The following is a 16651-nucleotide window of genomic DNA, read 5'->3' on the forward strand; positions in this document are numbered from 1 at the left end:
CGCCGGCCACCCTCGGCGCCGACTCGGAGGAAACTCACAGACGCCGCCCGCTCCGCTACGGCCCACGCCGGGGGATGCTGGAAGAACATGGACGAGCCGCGCACGACATCACTTCTGCACCGCCCCGGCGGAGGATCCGTTCGAGTCCTCGTCGTCGACGACGAACCCGACGTCACCGACGTCCTGGCCGGAGTCATGACCAGCGAGGGCTGGCAGGTCCGCACCGCGGCCGACGGCGCGACCGCGCTCGTGACCGCCCGTGATTTCCGGCCCGACGCGGTGGTCCTGGACTGGATGCTGCCCGACCTCGACGGCCTGCAGATCCTGCGCGCCCTCAGACGCGAGGCACCCAGCGTGTGCGTGCTGTTCCTGACCGCCCGCGACGCGGTCGAGGACCGCATCGCCGGCATCACCGCCGGCGGCGACGACTACGTCACCAAGCCCTACAGCCTGGAAGAAGTCCTGGCCCGGCTGCGTGGGCTGCTCCGGCGGGCCGGCATGACCGCCGAGCCGGGGGCACACCGGCTCACCGTCGGGAACCTCACCATGGACGAGGAAGCCAGGGAGGTCAGCCGCGGCGGGGCCACCGTCGACCTGTCCCGGACCGAGTTCGAACTCCTGCGCTTCCTCATGCGCAACCCGCGCAGAGTCCTGTCCAAGGGCCAGATCCTCGACCGGGTCTGGGCCTACGACTTCGGCGGCCGCGCCCACGTCGTCGAGCTCTACATCAGCTACCTGCGCAAGAAGATCGACGCGGGACGCACCCCGATGATCCACACCGTGCGCGGCGTCGGCTACGTCCTCAAGCCGGATTCCCCATGAGACGCCCACCACCCCGCACCCTGCGCGGCCAGCTCACCGCCGGACTCGTCACCCTGCTCGCCCTCGCCTGCCTCGCCGTCGGCATCACCACCGCCCTCGCCCTGCGAGGCTTCCTGGTGGGGCGCCTGGACGAGCAGCTCTCCGCCTCCGGCGGCCGGTTCGCCGCCAGCCTGGAACACGAGGCCAGGCCCGACGCCGACAATCGCCCCGACACCCGGGGCCAGGCCGAATCGACCTTCGGCGCCCGCCTCCGGAACGGCTCCGTCACCCAGGCCGCCGTCGTCGACGACGCGACCGACCGCCCCCTCCCCCTCACCCCCGGGGACCGCCGCGCCCTGGCGGGGATCCCCGCCGACGGACACGGACACGGCATCCGCCTCTCCGCTCTGGGGGTCTACCGCGTCGCGGCCGTCCGGGGCGACGACCAGGACACCCTGATCACCGGGCTGCCCCTGCACCCGGTGGAAGAGACCGTTCACCGCCTCGAAGCGGTCGAAGCCGCGCTGTTCGGCGCTGCCCTCGCGGTCACCGGCATCGCCGGGGCCCTGTGGGTGCGGATCTCCCTGCGCCCGCTCCAGCGGGTCACCGCCCGGGCCGCGGAGGTAGCCGGGCTGCCGCTCGCGAGCGGCGAGGTCGCCATGCCGGGGCCGCTTCCCGACACCGACCCCCGCACCGAGGTCGGCCAGGTCGGCACCGCCCTCAACCACATGCTCGGCCACATCGAAAACGCTCTCACCCGGCGCCAGGCCGGCGAGGAACGGCTCCGGCACTTCGCCGCCGACGCCAGCCACGAACTGCGCACCCCTGTCGCCAACATCCGGGGCCACGCCGAACTCGCCCTGCGCCACGAAGGCCCCGTTCCCGGCGCGGTCCGTCACGCCCTGGAACGCATCGACGGCGAATCACAGCGCATGACCTGCCTGGTCGACGACCTGCTCCTCCTCGCCCGCCTGGACGCCGGGCGCCCTCTCGGACACGAGGCGGTCGATCTGACCCTGCTGATCCTGGACGCGACGGACGACGCACGCGCCGCCGGCCCCGGCCACCGCTGGCTCCTCGACCTCCCCGAAATCCCGGTCACCGTCACCGGCGACGCCCACCGGCTCCAGCAGGCCATCGGCAACCTCCTCGCCAATGCCCGTACCCACACCCCGCCCGGCACCGAGGTGACCATCACCCTCACCGCCGATCAGGCCGGCGTCACCGTGGGCGTGGGCGACAACGGGCCAGGCATCCCCGAAGAGCTCCAGCCAGAGGTCTTCGGGCGCTTCGTCCGCGCCGACCACGCCCGCTCCCGCAGTACCGGAAGCACCGGTCTCGGCCTCGCCATCGTCCACGCCGTCATCACCGCGCACGGCGGAACGGTTACCGTCACCAGCCGCCCGGGACACACCACCTTCCGCCTGGCACTCCCCGGCTGACACCGTGCGCCCCGGTCACCGCACCGGAGGGGCGGGCCCGTGGGCAGCCCCGCACCACGGGCCGTCCGCTCGACACCGACCGGCCACGTGCGCCGGTCGGTACGGAAGTCGCTCGACCAGGTGCTCGTGGAGATCCGGACCCGCTGGTCCGGCGCGCCGGCCGGGCCCGGAAATGGAAACCGCCTCCCGGCCGGCAGGGGAACCGGGCGGGAGGCGGGAATCGTGGCGGGGCGCCGGGGGGTGTGCGGCGCCCCGGAGGGGGTCAGCCCTGGTGGGGGTAGGTGTAGTCGGTCGGCGGGACCAGCGTCTCCTTGATGGCCCGGGTCAGGGTCCAGCGCTGGAGGTTCTGCGGAGCGCCCGCCTTGTCGTTCGTACCCGAGGAACGGCCACCGCCGAAGGGCTGCTGGCCGACGACGGCACCGGTCGACTTGTCGTTGATGTAGAAGTTGCCCGCGGCGTACCGCAGCTTCTCCATCGTGTACGCGGCCGCGGCGCGGTCGCCCGCGATGACGGAACCGGTCAGCGCGTAGTCGGAGACCGACTCCATCTGCTCCAGCATCGCGTCGTACGCGTCGTCCTCGTAGACGTGCACGGCGAGGATCGGGCCGAAGTACTCGGTCGTGAAGACCTCGTTGGCCGGGTCCGCGCACTCGATGACGGTCGGGCGGACGAAGTAGCCCACCGAGTCGTCGTACGTGCCGCCCGCGATGATCGTGCAGGACGGGTCGGCCTCGGCGCGGTCGATCGCGGCCTTGTTCTTGGCGAACGAGCGCTCGTCGATGACGGCACCGATGAAGTTCGACAGGTCGGTGACGTCACCCATGGTGATGGAGTCGACCTCGGCCGCGAACTTCTCCTTGAAACCGGAGTTCCAGATGGAGGCCGGGATGTACGCACGGGAGGACGCCGAGCACTTCTGGCCCTGGAACTCGAAGGAGCCACGGGTCAGCGCGGTCTTCAGGACGGCGTGGTCGGCAGACGGGTGGGCGACGACGAAGTCCTTGCCGCCGGTCTCGCCGACGAGCCGCGGGTAGGCGCGGTAGTTGGCGATGTTGTTGCCGACCGTCTTCCACAGGTGCTGGAAGGTGGGGGTCGAGCCGGTGAAGTGGATACCGGCCAGGTCGCGGTGGTTCAGGGCCACCTCGGAGACGGGGATGCCGTGGCCCGTCACCAGGTTGATGACACCCTTGGGCAGACCGGCCTCTTCCAGGAGCTGCATGAGCAGCACGGCGGAGTGGGTCTGCGTCGGGGACGGCTTCCACACCACGACGTTGCCCATGAGGGCGGGGGCGGTGGGCAGGTTGCCCGCGATGGCCGTGAAGTTGAACGGCGTGATCGCGTAGACGAAGCCCTCCAGCGGGCGGTGGTCCATGCGGTTCCACACGCCCGGCGAGTTGGCCGGGGGCTGCTCGGCCAGGATCTGGCGCGCGTAGTGCACGTTGAAGCGCCAGAAGTCGACGAGCTCACAGGGGGTGTCGATCTCGGCCTGCTGGGCGGTCTTGGACTGGCCGAGCATCGTGGACGCGGCCAGCGTCTCGCGCCACGGGCCGGACAGCAGCTCGGCGGCGCGCAGGATGATCGCGGCGCGGTCGTCGAAGGACATCGCGCGCCAGGCCGGGGCGGCGGCGAGCGCGGCGTCGATCGCGTCCTGCGCGTCCTGCTGCGTGGCGTGCGCGAACGTACCGATGACGGCCTTGTGGTTGTGCGGCTGCACGACGTCGAAGCGCTCGCCGCCGCCCATCCGCTTCTCGCCGCCGATGGTCATCGGAAGGTCGATCGGGTTCTGGCTGAGCTCCTTGAGCTTCGCCTCCAGGCGGGCACGCTCGGGGGAGCCCGGGGCGTAGGAGTGGACCGGCTCGTTGACCGGCGCGGGGACCTGGGTGACAGCGTCCATGAGTGCCTTGTCTCCTTGTGTCAGGGGGTGAGGGTCAGCCGGGCAGGTCAGCCCTTGGTGAGGATGGAGCGGCCGAAGAACAACAGGTTCGCCGGCTTCTCCGCGAGGCGGCGCATGAAGTATCCGTACCAGTCGGTGCCGTACGCCGTGTAGACGCGCATCCGGTGGCCCTCGGCCGCGAGCCGGATGTGCTCGTCGCTGCGGATGCCGTACAGCATCTGGAACTCGTACTCGTCCAGTTTGCGCCCCGCCTTGCGGGCCAGTTCCTGGGCGATGGCGATCAGACGCGGGTCGTGCGACCCGATCATCGGGTAGCCCTCGCCCTCCATCAGGGTCTTCAGGATCCGGACGTACGCCTTGTCGATCTCGGCCTTGTCCTGGTAAGCGACGGAGGCGGGCTCCTTGTAGGCGCCCTTCACGATGCGGACGCGGCTGCCGGCGGCGGCCAGGCGACGGGCGTCGTCCTCGGTGCGGAACAGGTACGCCTGGATCACACAGCCGGTCTGCGGGAAGTCCTTCCGCAGCTCCTCGTGGATGGCGAACATCGAGTCGAGGGTGGTGTGGTCCTCGGCGTCCAGCGTGACCGTGGTGCCGATCGCGGCGGCGGCCTCGACGACCGGGCGGACGTTGGCGAGGGCCAGCTCGTGGCCGCCGTCCAGCGCTTGGCCGAACATGGAGAGCTTGATGGACATCTCGGCCTTGGTGCCCAGGCCGAGGTCCTTGAGGCGGTCGACCAGTTCGAGGTACGCGTCGCGGGCGGCGGCGGCCTGCTCGGGGGTGGTGATGTCCTCGCCCACCACGTCGAGGGTGACTTCGAGGCCCTTGTCGGCGGCGTCCTCGATGATCGGGACGACCTGGTCGACGGTCTCACCGGCGATGAACCGGTCGACGACCTGCTTGGTGCCAGGTGCGGCCGAGATGAAACGGCGCATCTTGTCGCTGCGGGACGCGGCGAGAATCACGGGACCCAGCACGGGGCACCTCCACGGAAAGTACGAACGAAGGCCGTACCGGCAGAGGGGGAACAAAGCGGTACAGCACGGAGAACCACCGTGAAATCTAAGGATCCCTCCGATCGTGTGCCATCGACAGCTGTCACGCATCCGTTCCCGGGTTCTCAGACATATGTCTGAAGCGGTGCGAGAATGGCCGGGTGAAGGGCGATTACCAGGAGCTGGTCGACGAGATCTCGGGGCTGCTCGGCGCCCCCGCGACGCTGGAGAACCGGGATTTCGGCCTGGTCGCCTTCGGCGCCCACGACAGCGACGACGACACGGCGATGGATCCGGTCCGCACCCGCTCGATCCTGACCAGGCGCTCCACGCCCGCGGTCCGCGCCTGGTTCGAGGACTTCGGCATCGCCCGCGCCACCGGCCCGGTCCGCATTCCGGCCGCCCCGGAGGCCGGGGTGTTCCGGGGCCGGATCTGTCTGCCCGTACGCCATCGAGGTGTCGTGCTCGGTTACGTGTGGCTGCTCGACGCGGACCCCGGGCCGACCGACGAGCAGCTGAACGCGGCGATGGAGGTGGCGGCCCGGATCGGGGGGCTGCTCTCCGACGAGGCACGGGCCGGCACGGACCTGTCCCGGGAGTTCGGTGCGGTCCTCACCGCCGGGCGGGGCTGGCAGCGCGACATGGCGGTGGCCGCGCTGCACGAGGCGCTGGGCCGGGACGCGGAGGGGCTGCACACGCTGGTGTGCGTGACCCCGTGGACCGACGATCCGCCGTCGGTCCGTACGGTGCCCTCGGCGGCGGCACTGACCTCGGTACCGGCCCCGGGGGCCGCCGGGGCCGCCTCGCTGGCCGCACTGGTCCGGCTGCGCTCCACCGATGTCCTCGACCCGGCGCTGACCGCCGCGGACCGGCTGCGTTCCGCGGCGGGCCGGGGCACCACGGCCGGGGTCGCGGTGCCCCGCCGGGGTCTCGCGGAGCTGGCGGCGGCCTGGCACGAGGCCTCGGCCGCAGCCCGCGCGGCGGCGGCCGAGGCCCGCTTCGGCCCGGTCGCCGAGTGGTCGGCGATCGGCCCGTACCGGCTGCTGACCGCGCTCCCCGCCGAGGCGGCCGCGGACGCGGCGGTGCGCGCCCTGCTCACCCCGCCGCACAAGGATCTGGCCCGCACCGCCGAGATGTTCCTCGACTGCGCGGGCCAGGCGTCCCGGACGGCCGCCGCGCTCGGCGTCCACCGTCAGACGCTCTACTACCGGCTCTCCCGGGTCCAGCAGCTCACCGGCCTCGATCTGAACGACGGCGAGGACCGGCTGCTGCTGCACATGGCGCTCAAGGGCGCCCGGCTCTGACCACGCGCCGAGTCCGTCGGGGCGGCCCTCAGCGCTCGTCCGGCGCGGTGACCGGCCGGGTGCTGACGAGGGCCGCCAGCACCAGCGGCGCGTCGCCGTCGCTGTGCCCCACGCTTACGCCGACCCAGCGGTCCGTACCGCCGACCGGGCCCCAGACGGACAGATCGCCGTAGAGATCCTTGCCGAACAGTGCGTCGAACAGCGGCTCGACGGGGGAACCCGCCTGTCGGCGCAGCATCGGCAGGTGCAGCGGCACCGCACGGTGCGGGCCCCATCTGCGGTCCAGTTCCCCGACGAGGGCGGCGAGATGGGCCTCGGCCGCGTCCGCGGCGTCGTTCCACTCGGGGGCGTACACCCCGGTCAGCGAGTCGCCCTCCCACAGCGGGATGACGCGGAAGCCCTCGCCGCCGGTCGCGGTCCACTCCCCCGTCTCCGGATCTCCCTCGGCCGCGGTGGGCCCGGTCGCCGGTACGGGGCCGGCCAGCAGCTCCTCGATGTCGGCCAGCGCGCGGGCCACGGCGAAGGTCTCCCCGGCGCGGGAACTCACAGGACGGCCCGGTCCATCGGGCGGGGCAGCGGATCGAGCGCCCCGGCCTCGCGGAGCCGTTCGTAGGCCGTCACCACCTCCGCGCTCGCGCCGGGGCCGGCGATGCGCAGGAGCACGCCGCCGCCGGGCAGTTCCTCACGGGCCGCCTTCAGGCTGTCCGGGACGAGGGCCGCCCGGCCCGGGGAGAGGTATCCGACCCGGCCCACGACGGGATCACCGATGGAGAACCCCGCGTCGTCCTCCAGCGCGTCGAGCACGTCGTCGTCGCTCACGTCGCCGAAGTCCGGCTCCCACACCCGGGCGAGGACGGCGAGGAGTTCGGCCTCCGGGACCTCGGCCCCGTCCGGCGCGTGGAGCCTCACCACGAGCGACTGGAGCAGGAACTCCGGGGCGCCCCCGGCCAGTCCGCTGATCTCGGTCTGCCAGCCGGGCGCACCCGTGCGGACCAACCGCAGCGCGGTACCCGTGAGGTCGGACCAGTCCTCGGCCGCCTGCACCACGCGCAGGGCGCCGAGCAGTGCTCCCTCGTCCGCCGGCAGGTCGGTTCCGGGCCCGGAGCCGTGGACGTGCCGCCAGGGGCCGGCTCCGGGCGCGCCGCTCGCCGACGCCGCTTCGGGGAGCAGTTCCGTGAGCCCGTCCAGCGTCCGCTTCCAGCGTCCGGCGAGCGCTTCGGCCGGCTCCGGACGGGGGCCCCAGAAGCCCCGCACTACACGTCGCATGCACTTTCCTCCGTCGAGCTTCGTCCGTCGGGCGTGGCGCCTGGGCCTGATCCGCCGCACAGGCCCCAGGGCCTCTCGTTCGGATCCTGCCGGGTCCGCGTGCCCCGGCACCGCCGGGCGCCGCTGCGTGCACGCTACTCGTCGAAGGCACCCGGTTTCCTGGTGCTGTCGTTCGGCTTCGGCTTGCTGTAGACGACCTTGATCGGCAGCTGCTCGTCCCGGAACGCCTGGCGGGCCGCCTTGGCCACGTCCGGGTCGGAGAAGTGCCACTCCACCGCCCGGCCGCCGGCCGCCTCCACCTGGGCCTGCGCCTCGGCGATGAACTTGTCCTTGCCGGACTTGGTGAGCGCGCCCTGTTCCGTCTGGGACAGATAGCTGCGGTAGCCGTTCTTGGCCTCCAGGAAGGTCTGCCTGCCCGAGTCCCAGCCGTCGTACTCCACGGCCGGCTTGCCCTCCCTGGGGTGCGGTACGACGTACTCCTGGCCCCGGTTGGTACCGGTGACCTGCTCCTGGTACCGCAGCCAGGACTCGTTCTTCCAGTTGGGTGCGGGGTTGCGGTCGCGGCTCGCCCAGTAGCCGTCGCCCAGGTCCGCGTCGCCGAGCTTGTGGTCCTTGAGGTCCTTGCCCCAGGACGGCGGGTTGTAGTTGCGCGGGTCGGAGGTGTCGTTCCGCGTCGGCTCCGGGTACTTCTTCTTCTCCAGCTCGGCCTTGCGGGCGCGCTCCGGCTCCTCCAGGCGCTTCTGCTCCAGGTGGGCCGCCCGTTCCTGGGCGCGCGCCTCCGCTGCCTTGGCCTTGGCCGCCTCGTCGCACCCGCCGTCCGCGAGGACGACCCGGCCGGCGGCACCGGAGGCCAGCACTCCGGTGCCGGAGCCGCCGACTCCCGTGGTTCTGCCGCCGTAACGCACCAGGGGCGGCCCGGAAGCGATGACGCAGCCGGTCCGGCGCGCCGCGTCCTCCGCCGCGTCAGCGGCGTCGTCGGCCTCCTTGGCGGCCTTGCGGACTCCGTCGAGGTCTCCGAGCTCGGCGGCCTTGCGGGCGCGGCGGGCCGCGGCCCCCGCGTCTCCGGCGGCCTCCGCCACCTTCTCCGCGACCTTGCCCAGCTTGCCGAGTTTGCCGACCTTGCCGACGACCTTCGCCACGTCGTAGCCGGGGATGAAGAAGGAGCCGATGTTCCAGACGACATCGGTGACGGCACGGGTCTTCTCGCCGTTGTTCCAGCGGTCGCGGACCTCGTCGCCGACGAAGACGTCGTCGCCGACCTTCACCACGGTGTTGACCGACGCCTTGCCCCAGTCCCAGACCGCGCCGAGGTAGTCGCCGTCGCCCCACTTGTCGCCGGCGTCCTGGGAGTCCTGCATCCACTGGTCGCCGAGTTGCTTGCCGTAGTCCGCGATGCCGGACCACGTCTCGGGCTTGAACAGGTCGATGATCCCGGTGACATCGCCCCAGAACCCGTCGACGGCGAGCCCCTTGACGACCTGGGTCGTACGGTCCCAGGCGCAGCCGAAGAAGCCCCAGCCTCCGCAGTCCTCTTCGCGGGCCTTGTCGCCGCCGCCGTTCCCGTTGTCGTCCTTGCCGGACGCGGGTACGTCGTAGTCGGCCTCGGGCTCCTCGCCGTTCTCGGGGTAGGTGTCGGCCCCGCTGCCCGGACGGCCGTCGTCCGGGCCCCCGGTGCCGCCGCTCACGCTCGTACCGCCGGAGGAGCCCCCGGCCGCGTTCTCGCCGCTCGCGCTGCCGTTCCCGCCGGTCGTGTTCCCGCCGCTCGCGTCACCGCCGCTGCTGCCGGCCGGGCCGCCGTTCGTACCACCGCCCGTCGAGCCGGTGCCGCCCGTGACCGTCGTGCCGCCGTCCGCGCCCGCGGCGCCTCCGCCAGCGGCTCCCCCGCCCGTGGCGCCGCCGTCCTGGCCGCGGCCCGCCTCGACCCGGCCCGTGCCGTCGCCGGAGGCGGGGCACGAGTAGCCGCTCAGCGAGCAGATCGCCGACTGGAGCTCCGCGGTGATCCGGCCGCCGAGGCCGCTCAGCGCCATGGCCGCGATCAGCGCGACCACGATCAGCACCAGGCCCAGGTACTCCAGGGCCGTCTGCCCCCGGTCCCGGCGCCAGGTGATCATGTGCGGAAGCGAGAACTTCGGCCGCTCGCCCCGTTCTCCCGGCGGCAGCAGGAACCACGCCCGGCTCTGCCGCCGGGTGAGGAAGACCAGGATCAGGACCGGGAGCAGCAGCTGGGTGAAGCCGTGTGCCGACCCGTCCCCGATGTTGGCCACGCCGCCGAGGACCAGCCACACCTGGACGGCGACCAGTCCCCACCAGACCCGCTTGCCGCCGGTCCGTACGTGCCGCGCCAGCAGCAGGCCGAGGACTCCCGGCGCGGCGGCGTACAGCAGGATGCCGATGACTTCGGCGCCCAGCGCGTCCACCGCGAGCGCCGAACCGAAGAAGCCGAGCGCGCCCAGGACTGTCGCGCCGAACAGCACGAGGAGCAGCACTCGCACCGTGTGGAGCGGGCGCGGAAGCTCCCGCCGCCCCGCACCCCCCTGCGCCGGACCTTCAGGAACCGGTATGCCACCCGTAGCAGACATACGCGCCCCGCCCCCCGGCGTCGGTGAGTGCCATGACAGTCACTCACTCTAGGGTCGGGCCCCTGCGCGCGTCATGGGCCTCAGGGCCCAACATCGGCCCCGTGTGGGCCCCATGAGGTGCCGTCACCGAGAGCGCGTCATGGCGTCCGCGACACCCGCGACCGCTGCCCCGCCGCCGACCGGCCCTACTGGCCCACCCGCCCCTCCAGCACCGCCTTCAGACCGTCCGTCAGGTCCTGTGCGGACGGCGCGGATTCGCTGTCCATCAGCCACTGCACCATCACGCCCGCGAGCAGTGCCTGGCAGAACAGCCCGGCCACCCGCGCCTTCTCCGGGTCCGTCTCCGGATCGATGCCGAGCATGTTCTCGGCGAGCCCGTCACGCCCCTCGCGCTGTGGGCCCGCCAGAGCCTTCTGCAGCTCCGGGTCCTGGTCGATCCGGGAGACGACCTCCATCTGGAGCTGCCAGACGGACCGGGTCTGCTCATAGCTGTCGATCACCCGCTCCCAGGTGTCGCGGAACTGGTCCAGCGGCGCCCGGGGCCCGCCGTCGCCGTCGCCGTCCACAGCCTGGTCCGGCTGCTCGGTGAGCACATCGCCCCACTCCTCCGTCACCTTGAGGAAGGCGAGGTTGAGCAGGGCTTCCTTGGAGCCGTAGTGGTAGCCGATGGAGGCGAGGTTCGTCCCGGAGGCGGCCACGATGTCGCGCGCCGTCGTCCGGGCGTACCCCTTCTCCAGCAGGCAGCGCTTGGCGCCTTCGAGCAGATCCTCACGATGTCCCATGAAAGCAGCGTACCCGGCATGCAGACGTTTGTGTAAGACGCACGTCTAGATGCCGGGTACGCGGAGCCCTCGGGCCTCCGTCAGTCGGTCAGGTTCACCGTACGGGCCGACGCGGCCCCGATCTCCGAGGAGATCTCGGCGAGCACCGACGCCGGGACGTCGTCGTCGACGGTGAGCACGACCAGCGCCTCGCCGCCCGCGTCCGTCCTCGAGACCTGCATGCCCGCGATGTTCAGACCGGCCTCGCCGAGGATCCGGCCGACCGTGCCGACGACACCGGGGCGGTCCTCGTAGCGCAGCACCACCATGTGGTCGGCCAGCGCCAGGTCCACGTCGTACTCGCCGACGGCGACGATCTTCTGGAGGTGCTTGGGTCCGGCCAGTGTGCCGGAGACCGCGACCTCCTCGCCGCCCGAGAGCGTGCCGCGGACGGTGACCACGTTGCGGTGGTCCGGCGACTCGGAGCTGGTCGTGAGGCGGACCTCGACACCGCGCTCCTGCGCGAAGAGCGGGGCGTTCACGTACGACACGGTCTCGTCGACGACGTCCTCGAAGACGCCCTTGAGCGCGGAGAGTTCGAGCACCTTGACGTCGTGCTGGGTGATCTCGCCGTACACCTCGACGTCGAGGCGGACCGCGACCTCACCCGCGAGCGCGGTGAAGATCCGGCCGAGCTTCTCGGCAAGCGGCAGGCCCGGGCGCACGTCCTCGGCGATCACACCGCCCTGGACGTTGACCGCGTCCGGCACGAGCTCACCGGCGAGGGCCAGCCGGACGGACCTGGCGACCGCGATGCCGGCCTTCTCCTGGGCCTCGTCGGTGGAGGCGCCGAGGTGCGGGGTGCAGACGACCTGGTCGAACTCGAACAGCGGGGAGTCCGTGCAGGGCTCCTTCGCGTACACGTCGAGACCGGCACCGGCGACCCGGCCCTCCTTGAGGGCGGAGGCGAGCGCCTCCTCGTCGACGATGCCGCCGCGCGCGGCGTTGACGATGCGCACCGAGGGCTTCACCTTGTGCAGCGCCTCGTCACCGATCAGGCCGAGCGTCTCGGGGGTCTTGGGCAGGTGCACGGTGATGAAGTCGGCGACTTGGAGCAGCTCGTCCAGCGACAGGAGCTTGACGCCCATCTGGGCGGCGCGCGCGGGCTGCACATAGGGGTCGTACGCGACGATCTTCATGCCGAAGGCCGACATGCGCTGCGCGACCAGGACGCCGATGCGGCCGAGGCCGACGACGCCGAGGATCTTCTCGCTCAGCTCGACGCCGGTGTACTTGGAGCGCTTCCACTCGCCGTTCTTCAGGGCGGTGTTGGCCTGCGGGATGTTGCGCGCGGTGGCGACCAGCAGACCGCAGGCCAGCTCGGCGGCGGTGACGATGTTGGAGGTCGGCGCGTTGACGACCATCACGCCGGCCTTGGTGGCGGCGGAGACGTCGACATTGTCCAGACCGACGCCCGCGCGGGCGACGACCCTCAGCTTCTTCGCGGCGGCGATGGCCTCGGCGTCGACCTTGGTGGCGGAGCGCACCAGGATGGCGTCGACATCGGCGATCGCGGGAAGGAGCTCGGCGCGGTCCGCGCCGTTGCAGTGCCGGATGTCGAAATCCGGGCCCAGGGCGTCAACCGTGGCAGGCGACAGCTCTTCAGCGATGAGTACGACAGGTTTCGAGCTCACGTGAGTCCTCACAGGTCCAGTGCGGACGGCCGTCCCGACGGCCGCAGGCGGTGGAGGGGCTTGCCGCGTGGAAGACGCACGACACTGTGGGCCTGACGCGTATGTGTGGAGAAGTGTAGTCATGCGCCAGGACGCATACTGCGCCGCGATGGAAGGATCACCCACATGGGGGTGGACGACTTGTACACACGTACGACGCCGCCTCTTCCAGCGGTGAAGCGGATACGCCCCGGGGGCGGGTCGGACGACCCGCCCCCGGGGCGTCGGTGTTACGCGTCCTCGTCGTTGACCCAGCTCATGAGCTTGCGCAGCTCACGGCCGGTGGTCTCCAGGAGGTGGTCGCTGTCCGCCTTCTTGTACTCGTTGTACTTGGGCAGACCGCTGTGGTACTCGGCCATCCAGTTCTTGGCGAAGGTGCCGTCCTGGATCTCCGCGAGGACCTTCTTCATCTCGGCCTTGGTGGCGTCCGTGATGATCCGCGGGCCGGTGACGTAGTCGCCCCACTCGGCGGTCTCCGAGATGGACCAGCGCATCTTCTCCAGGCCGCCCTCGTACATGAGGTCCACGATGAGCTTCAGCTCGTGCAGGCACTCGAAGTACGCGATCTCCGGCTGGTAGCCGGCCTCGGTCAGGGTCTCGAAACCGGCCTTGACCAGGGCGGCGGTGCCACCGCAGAGGACGGCCTGCTCACCGAACAGGTCGGTCTCGGTCTCCTCGGTGAAGGTCGTCTTGATGACGCCGGCGCGGGTGCCGCCGATGCCCTTCGCGTACGACAGGGCGAGCGCCAGGCCGTTGCCCGAGGCGTCCTGCTCGACGGCCACGATGCACGGAACGCCGCGGCCCTCCTCGTACTGGCGGCGGACCAGGTGGCCCGGGCCCTTGGGGGCGACCATGCAGACGTCGACGCCCGCCGGCGGCTTGATGAAGTCGAAGCGGATGTTCAGGCCGTGACCGAAGAACAGCGCGTCGCCGTCCTTGAGGTTGCCCTTGATGGACTCCTCGTAGACCTGGGCCTGGATCGGGTCCGGGACCAGGATCATGATGACGTCGGCCTCGGCGGCGGCCTCGGACGGCGTCACCACGCGCAGGCCCTGCTCCTCGGCCTTCGCCTTGGACTTGGAGCCCTCGTGCAGACCGACACGGACGTCGACACCCGAGTCACGCAGCGACAGCGCGTGGGCGTGGCCCTGGCTGCCGTAGCCGATGACCGCGACCTTGCGGCCCTGGATGATGGACAGGTCGGCATCGTCGTCGTAGAACAGCTCGGCCACTGGGTCTCTCCTTGGTGTGCAGGTGTTGCTTCCCACCGTACGGCGGGGTGCGTCAGATACGTTTTCGGGTCTCGCCATACGAGCGGCGAGGCGGCGGCGCCTAGGCCGTACGGTCGAGGGCGCGCAGCGAACGGTCGGTGATCGAGCGCGCGCCGCGCCCTATGGCGATCGTGCCGGACTGGACCAGCTCCTTGATGCCGTACTGCTCCAGCATCTTGAGCATGGCCTCCAGCTTGTCGGCGCCGCCGGTCGCCTCGATCGTGACGGCCTCCGGGGAGACGTCCACGGTCTTGGCGCGGAACAGCTGGACGATCTCGACGATCTGGGAGCGGGTCTCGTTGTCGGCGCGGACCTTCACCAGGACGAGCTCGCGCTGGATCGCAGCGGACGGCTCGAGTTCGACGATCTTCAGGACGTTCACCAGCTTGTTGAGCTGCTTGGTCACCTGCTCAAGAGGCAGGTCCTCGACATTGACGACGATGGTGATGCGCGAGATGTCGGGGTGTTCGGTGGTACCGACCGCGAGCGAGTCGATGTTGAAGCCGCGGCGGGAGAACAGGGCGGTGATCCGGGCGAGGACACCGGGCTTGTTCTCGACCAGGACGGAGAGCGTGTGCTTGGTGGACATGGAGTCGGTCTCTCTCTGTCTCTCAGTCGTCTTCGTTGTCGCCGAAGTCGGGGCGGACTCCGCGGGCGGCCATGACCTCGTCGTTGGAGGTGCCGGCGGCGACCATCGGCCACACCATGGCATCCTCGTGGACGATGAAGTCGATCACGACGGGGCGGTCGTTGACGGAGTTGGCCTCCGCGATGACCTTGTCCAGGTCGGCCGGGTCCTCGCAGCGGATCGCGTAGCAGCCCATGGCCTCGGACAGCTTGACGAAGTCCGGGACGCGGGTGCCCTTCGCCGGGATGCCCTCGGTGTCGGCACCGGAGTGCAGCACGGTGTTGGAGTACCGCTGGTTGTAGAACAGGGTCTGCCACTGGCGGACCATCCCGAGCGCGCCGTTGTTGATGATGGCGACCTTGATCGGGATGTTGTTGAGCGCGCAGGTGGTGAGTTCCTGGTTGGTCATCTGGAAGCAGCCGTCGCCGTCGATGGCCCAGACCGTACGGTCCGGCATGCCGGCCTTGGCGCCCATCGCGGCCGGGACCGCGTACCCCATCGTTCCGGCGCCGCCGGAGTTCAGCCAGGTGGCGGGCTGCTCGTACTGGATGAAGTGCGAGGCCCACATCTGGTGCTGGCCGACGCCCGCCGCGAAGATCGTGCCCTCGGGGGCGAGCTCGCCGATGCGCTGGATGACCTGCTGCGGCGAGAGGCTGCCGTCCTCGGGCAGGTCGTAGCCGAGCGGGTACGTCTCGCGCCAGCGGTTGAGGTCCTTCCACCAGGCTTCGTAGTCACCGACGTGACCTTCGGTGTGCTCGGCCTGGACGGCCTGGACCAGGTCGGCCAGGACCTCGCGGGCGTCGCCCACGATCGGCACGTCGGCCTCGCGGTTCTTGCCGATCTCGGCCGGGTCGATGTCGGCGTGGACGATCTTGGCGTACGGGGCGAAGCTGTCCAGCTTGCCGGTGACACGGTCGTCGAAACGGGCTCCGAGGGCCACGATCAGGTCGGCCTTCTGCAGCGCGGTGACGGCGGTGACCGCACCGTGCATGCCCGGCATTCCGACGTGCAGCGGGTGACTGTCGGGGAATGCGCCGAGCGCCATCAGCGTGGTGGTGACGGGCGCTCCGGTGAGCTCTGCGAGGACCTTCAGTTCGGCGGTGGCCCCCGCCTTGATGACGCCGCCGCCGACATACAGCACCGGGCGCTTGGCCTGGATGAGGAGCTTGGCGGCTTCGCGGATCTGCTTGGCGTGCGGCTTGGTGACCGGGCGGTAGCCGGGCAGGTCCAGGACGGGCGGCCAGCTGAACGTGGTCCGCGCCTGGAGGGCGTCCTTGGCGATGTCGACGAGGACGGGTCCCGGACGGCCGGAGGAGGCGATGTGGAAGGCCTCGGCGATCGTGTGCGGGATGTCCTCGGCCCTGGTGACCAGGAAGTTGTGCTTGGTCACCGGCATGGTGATGCCGCAGATGTCGGCTTCCTGGAATGCGTCCGTCCCGATCGCCTTGGAGGCGACCTGGCCGGTGATCGCGACCAGCGGGACGGAGTCCATGTGGGCGTCGGCGATCGGCGTGACGAGGTTGGTGGCTCCGGGGCCCGAGGTGGCCATGCAGACGCCGACCTTGCCGGTGGCCTGCGCGTAGCCGGTGGCGGCGTGTCCGGCGCCCTGCTCGTGCCGGACCAGTACATGTCGGACCCGGGTGGAGTCCATCATCGGGTCGTACGCCGGAAGGATGGCGCCGCCGGGAATGCCGAATACCGTGTCGGCCCCCACTTCCTCGAGAGACCGGATGAGGGACTGCGCGCCCGTGACGTGCTCAACGGTGGCGGCGGACGATCCGCCGTTACGGGCCCGCGGCTGGGGATGGTGGGCCCCGGTGGCCTGCTCGGTCATCGGCATTCTCTTCTCGAAGCTGAGGGTTTTTGCGGGTGTCTTGCGGGTACTTTGCGACGTTTTGCCTGGTTCCGGTGCAACAAAAAACCCCCCGTGCCGTGAGGCAAGCGAGGGGAGCACGTCGGTGTGGTCTGCAGAGCCTCAAC

General features: G+C 71.0%; 13 protein-coding genes. 3 read left to right on the forward strand and 10 right to left on the reverse strand.

Going from position 1 to position 16651, the window contains the following annotated elements:
• Positions 1–87: 87 nt before the first annotated feature.
• Both ACFVV1_RS18895 and ACFVV1_RS18900 read left to right on the forward strand, forming a co-directional pair.
• Positions 88–822, forward strand: coding sequence for a response regulator transcription factor (locus ACFVV1_RS18895; RefSeq protein WP_389990309.1), 735 nt, complete (start codon positions 88–90; stop codon positions 820–822).
• Positions 819–2243 carry a sensor histidine kinase gene (locus ACFVV1_RS18900; RefSeq protein WP_389990310.1) on the forward strand — a complete coding sequence of 475 codons (1425 nt, stop codon included), beginning with the start codon at positions 819–821 and terminating at the stop codon, positions 2241–2243. The genes ACFVV1_RS18895 and ACFVV1_RS18900 overlap by 4 nt, the downstream gene beginning before the upstream one ends.
• Positions 2244–2505: 262 nt before the next feature.
• On the opposite strand, the gene pruA is transcribed toward ACFVV1_RS18900, so the two are convergent.
• Both pruA and ACFVV1_RS18910 read right to left on the reverse strand, forming a co-directional pair.
• Entirely contained in the window at positions 2506–4137 is a 1632-nt protein-coding gene (pruA, locus tag ACFVV1_RS18905; RefSeq protein ID WP_389990311.1) for an L-glutamate gamma-semialdehyde dehydrogenase, read from the reverse strand.
• Between the two features lie 47 nt (positions 4138–4184).
• A complete protein-coding gene (locus ACFVV1_RS18910) occupies positions 4185–5111 on the reverse strand; it encodes a proline dehydrogenase family protein (RefSeq protein WP_389990312.1) in 927 nt (308 codons plus the stop codon).
• 179 nt (positions 5112–5290) lie between these two features.
• Between ACFVV1_RS18910 and ACFVV1_RS18915 the strand changes: the two genes are divergently transcribed.
• On the forward strand, positions 5291–6433 hold the full coding sequence (locus ACFVV1_RS18915) for a PucR family transcriptional regulator (protein WP_389990313.1): 1143 nt from the start codon (positions 5291–5293) through the stop codon (positions 6431–6433).
• A gap of 28 nt (positions 6434–6461) precedes the next feature.
• Here ACFVV1_RS18915 and ACFVV1_RS18920 read toward each other — a convergent pair whose 3' ends face one another.
• The 8 genes from ACFVV1_RS18920 to ACFVV1_RS18955 form a co-directional block, all read right to left on the reverse strand.
• Complete coding sequence (locus ACFVV1_RS18920) at positions 6462–6980, reverse strand: hypothetical protein (protein WP_389990314.1); 519 nt, start codon at positions 6978–6980, stop codon at positions 6462–6464.
• The gene (locus ACFVV1_RS18925; RefSeq protein WP_389990315.1) at positions 6977–7699 is read right to left on the reverse strand and encodes a hypothetical protein; all 723 of its coding nucleotides are present in this window, start codon (positions 7697–7699) and stop codon (positions 6977–6979) included. Before ACFVV1_RS18925 ends, ACFVV1_RS18920 begins: the two co-directional genes overlap by 4 nt.
• Positions 7700–7833: 134 nt before the next feature.
• Complete coding sequence (locus ACFVV1_RS18930) at positions 7834–10278, reverse strand: Tox-REase-5 domain-containing protein (RefSeq protein ID WP_389990316.1); 2445 nt, start codon at positions 10276–10278, stop codon at positions 7834–7836.
• A gap of 185 nt (positions 10279–10463) precedes the next feature.
• The gene (locus tag ACFVV1_RS18935) at positions 10464–11060 is read right to left on the reverse strand and encodes a TetR/AcrR family transcriptional regulator (RefSeq protein WP_389990317.1); all 597 of its coding nucleotides are present in this window, start codon (positions 11058–11060) and stop codon (positions 10464–10466) included.
• Positions 11061–11140: 80 nt separating this feature from the next.
• Positions 11141–12733, reverse strand: a complete 1593-nt coding sequence (gene serA, locus ACFVV1_RS18940; protein WP_389990318.1) for a phosphoglycerate dehydrogenase — start codon at positions 12731–12733, stop codon at positions 11141–11143.
• A 269-nt stretch (positions 12734–13002) separates the two neighbouring features.
• Positions 13003–14004, reverse strand: a complete 1002-nt coding sequence (gene ilvC / locus ACFVV1_RS18945) for a ketol-acid reductoisomerase (RefSeq protein WP_389990319.1) — start codon at positions 14002–14004, stop codon at positions 13003–13005.
• 100 nt (positions 14005–14104) lie between these two features.
• The gene (gene ilvN, locus ACFVV1_RS18950) at positions 14105–14632 is read right to left on the reverse strand and encodes an acetolactate synthase small subunit (RefSeq protein WP_018553223.1); all 528 of its coding nucleotides are present in this window, start codon (positions 14630–14632) and stop codon (positions 14105–14107) included.
• Between the two features lie 22 nt (positions 14633–14654).
• Positions 14655–16511 (reverse strand): acetolactate synthase large subunit, encoded by a 1857-nt coding sequence (locus tag ACFVV1_RS18955; RefSeq protein WP_389990320.1) that lies wholly within the window; start codon positions 16509–16511, stop codon positions 14655–14657.
• Between the last annotated feature and the right edge of the window lie 140 nt (positions 16512–16651).

It is taken from the genome of Streptomyces sp. NPDC058092 (assembly GCF_042884935.1).
GTDB lineage: Bacteria > Actinomycetota > Actinomycetes > Streptomycetales > Streptomycetaceae > Streptomyces.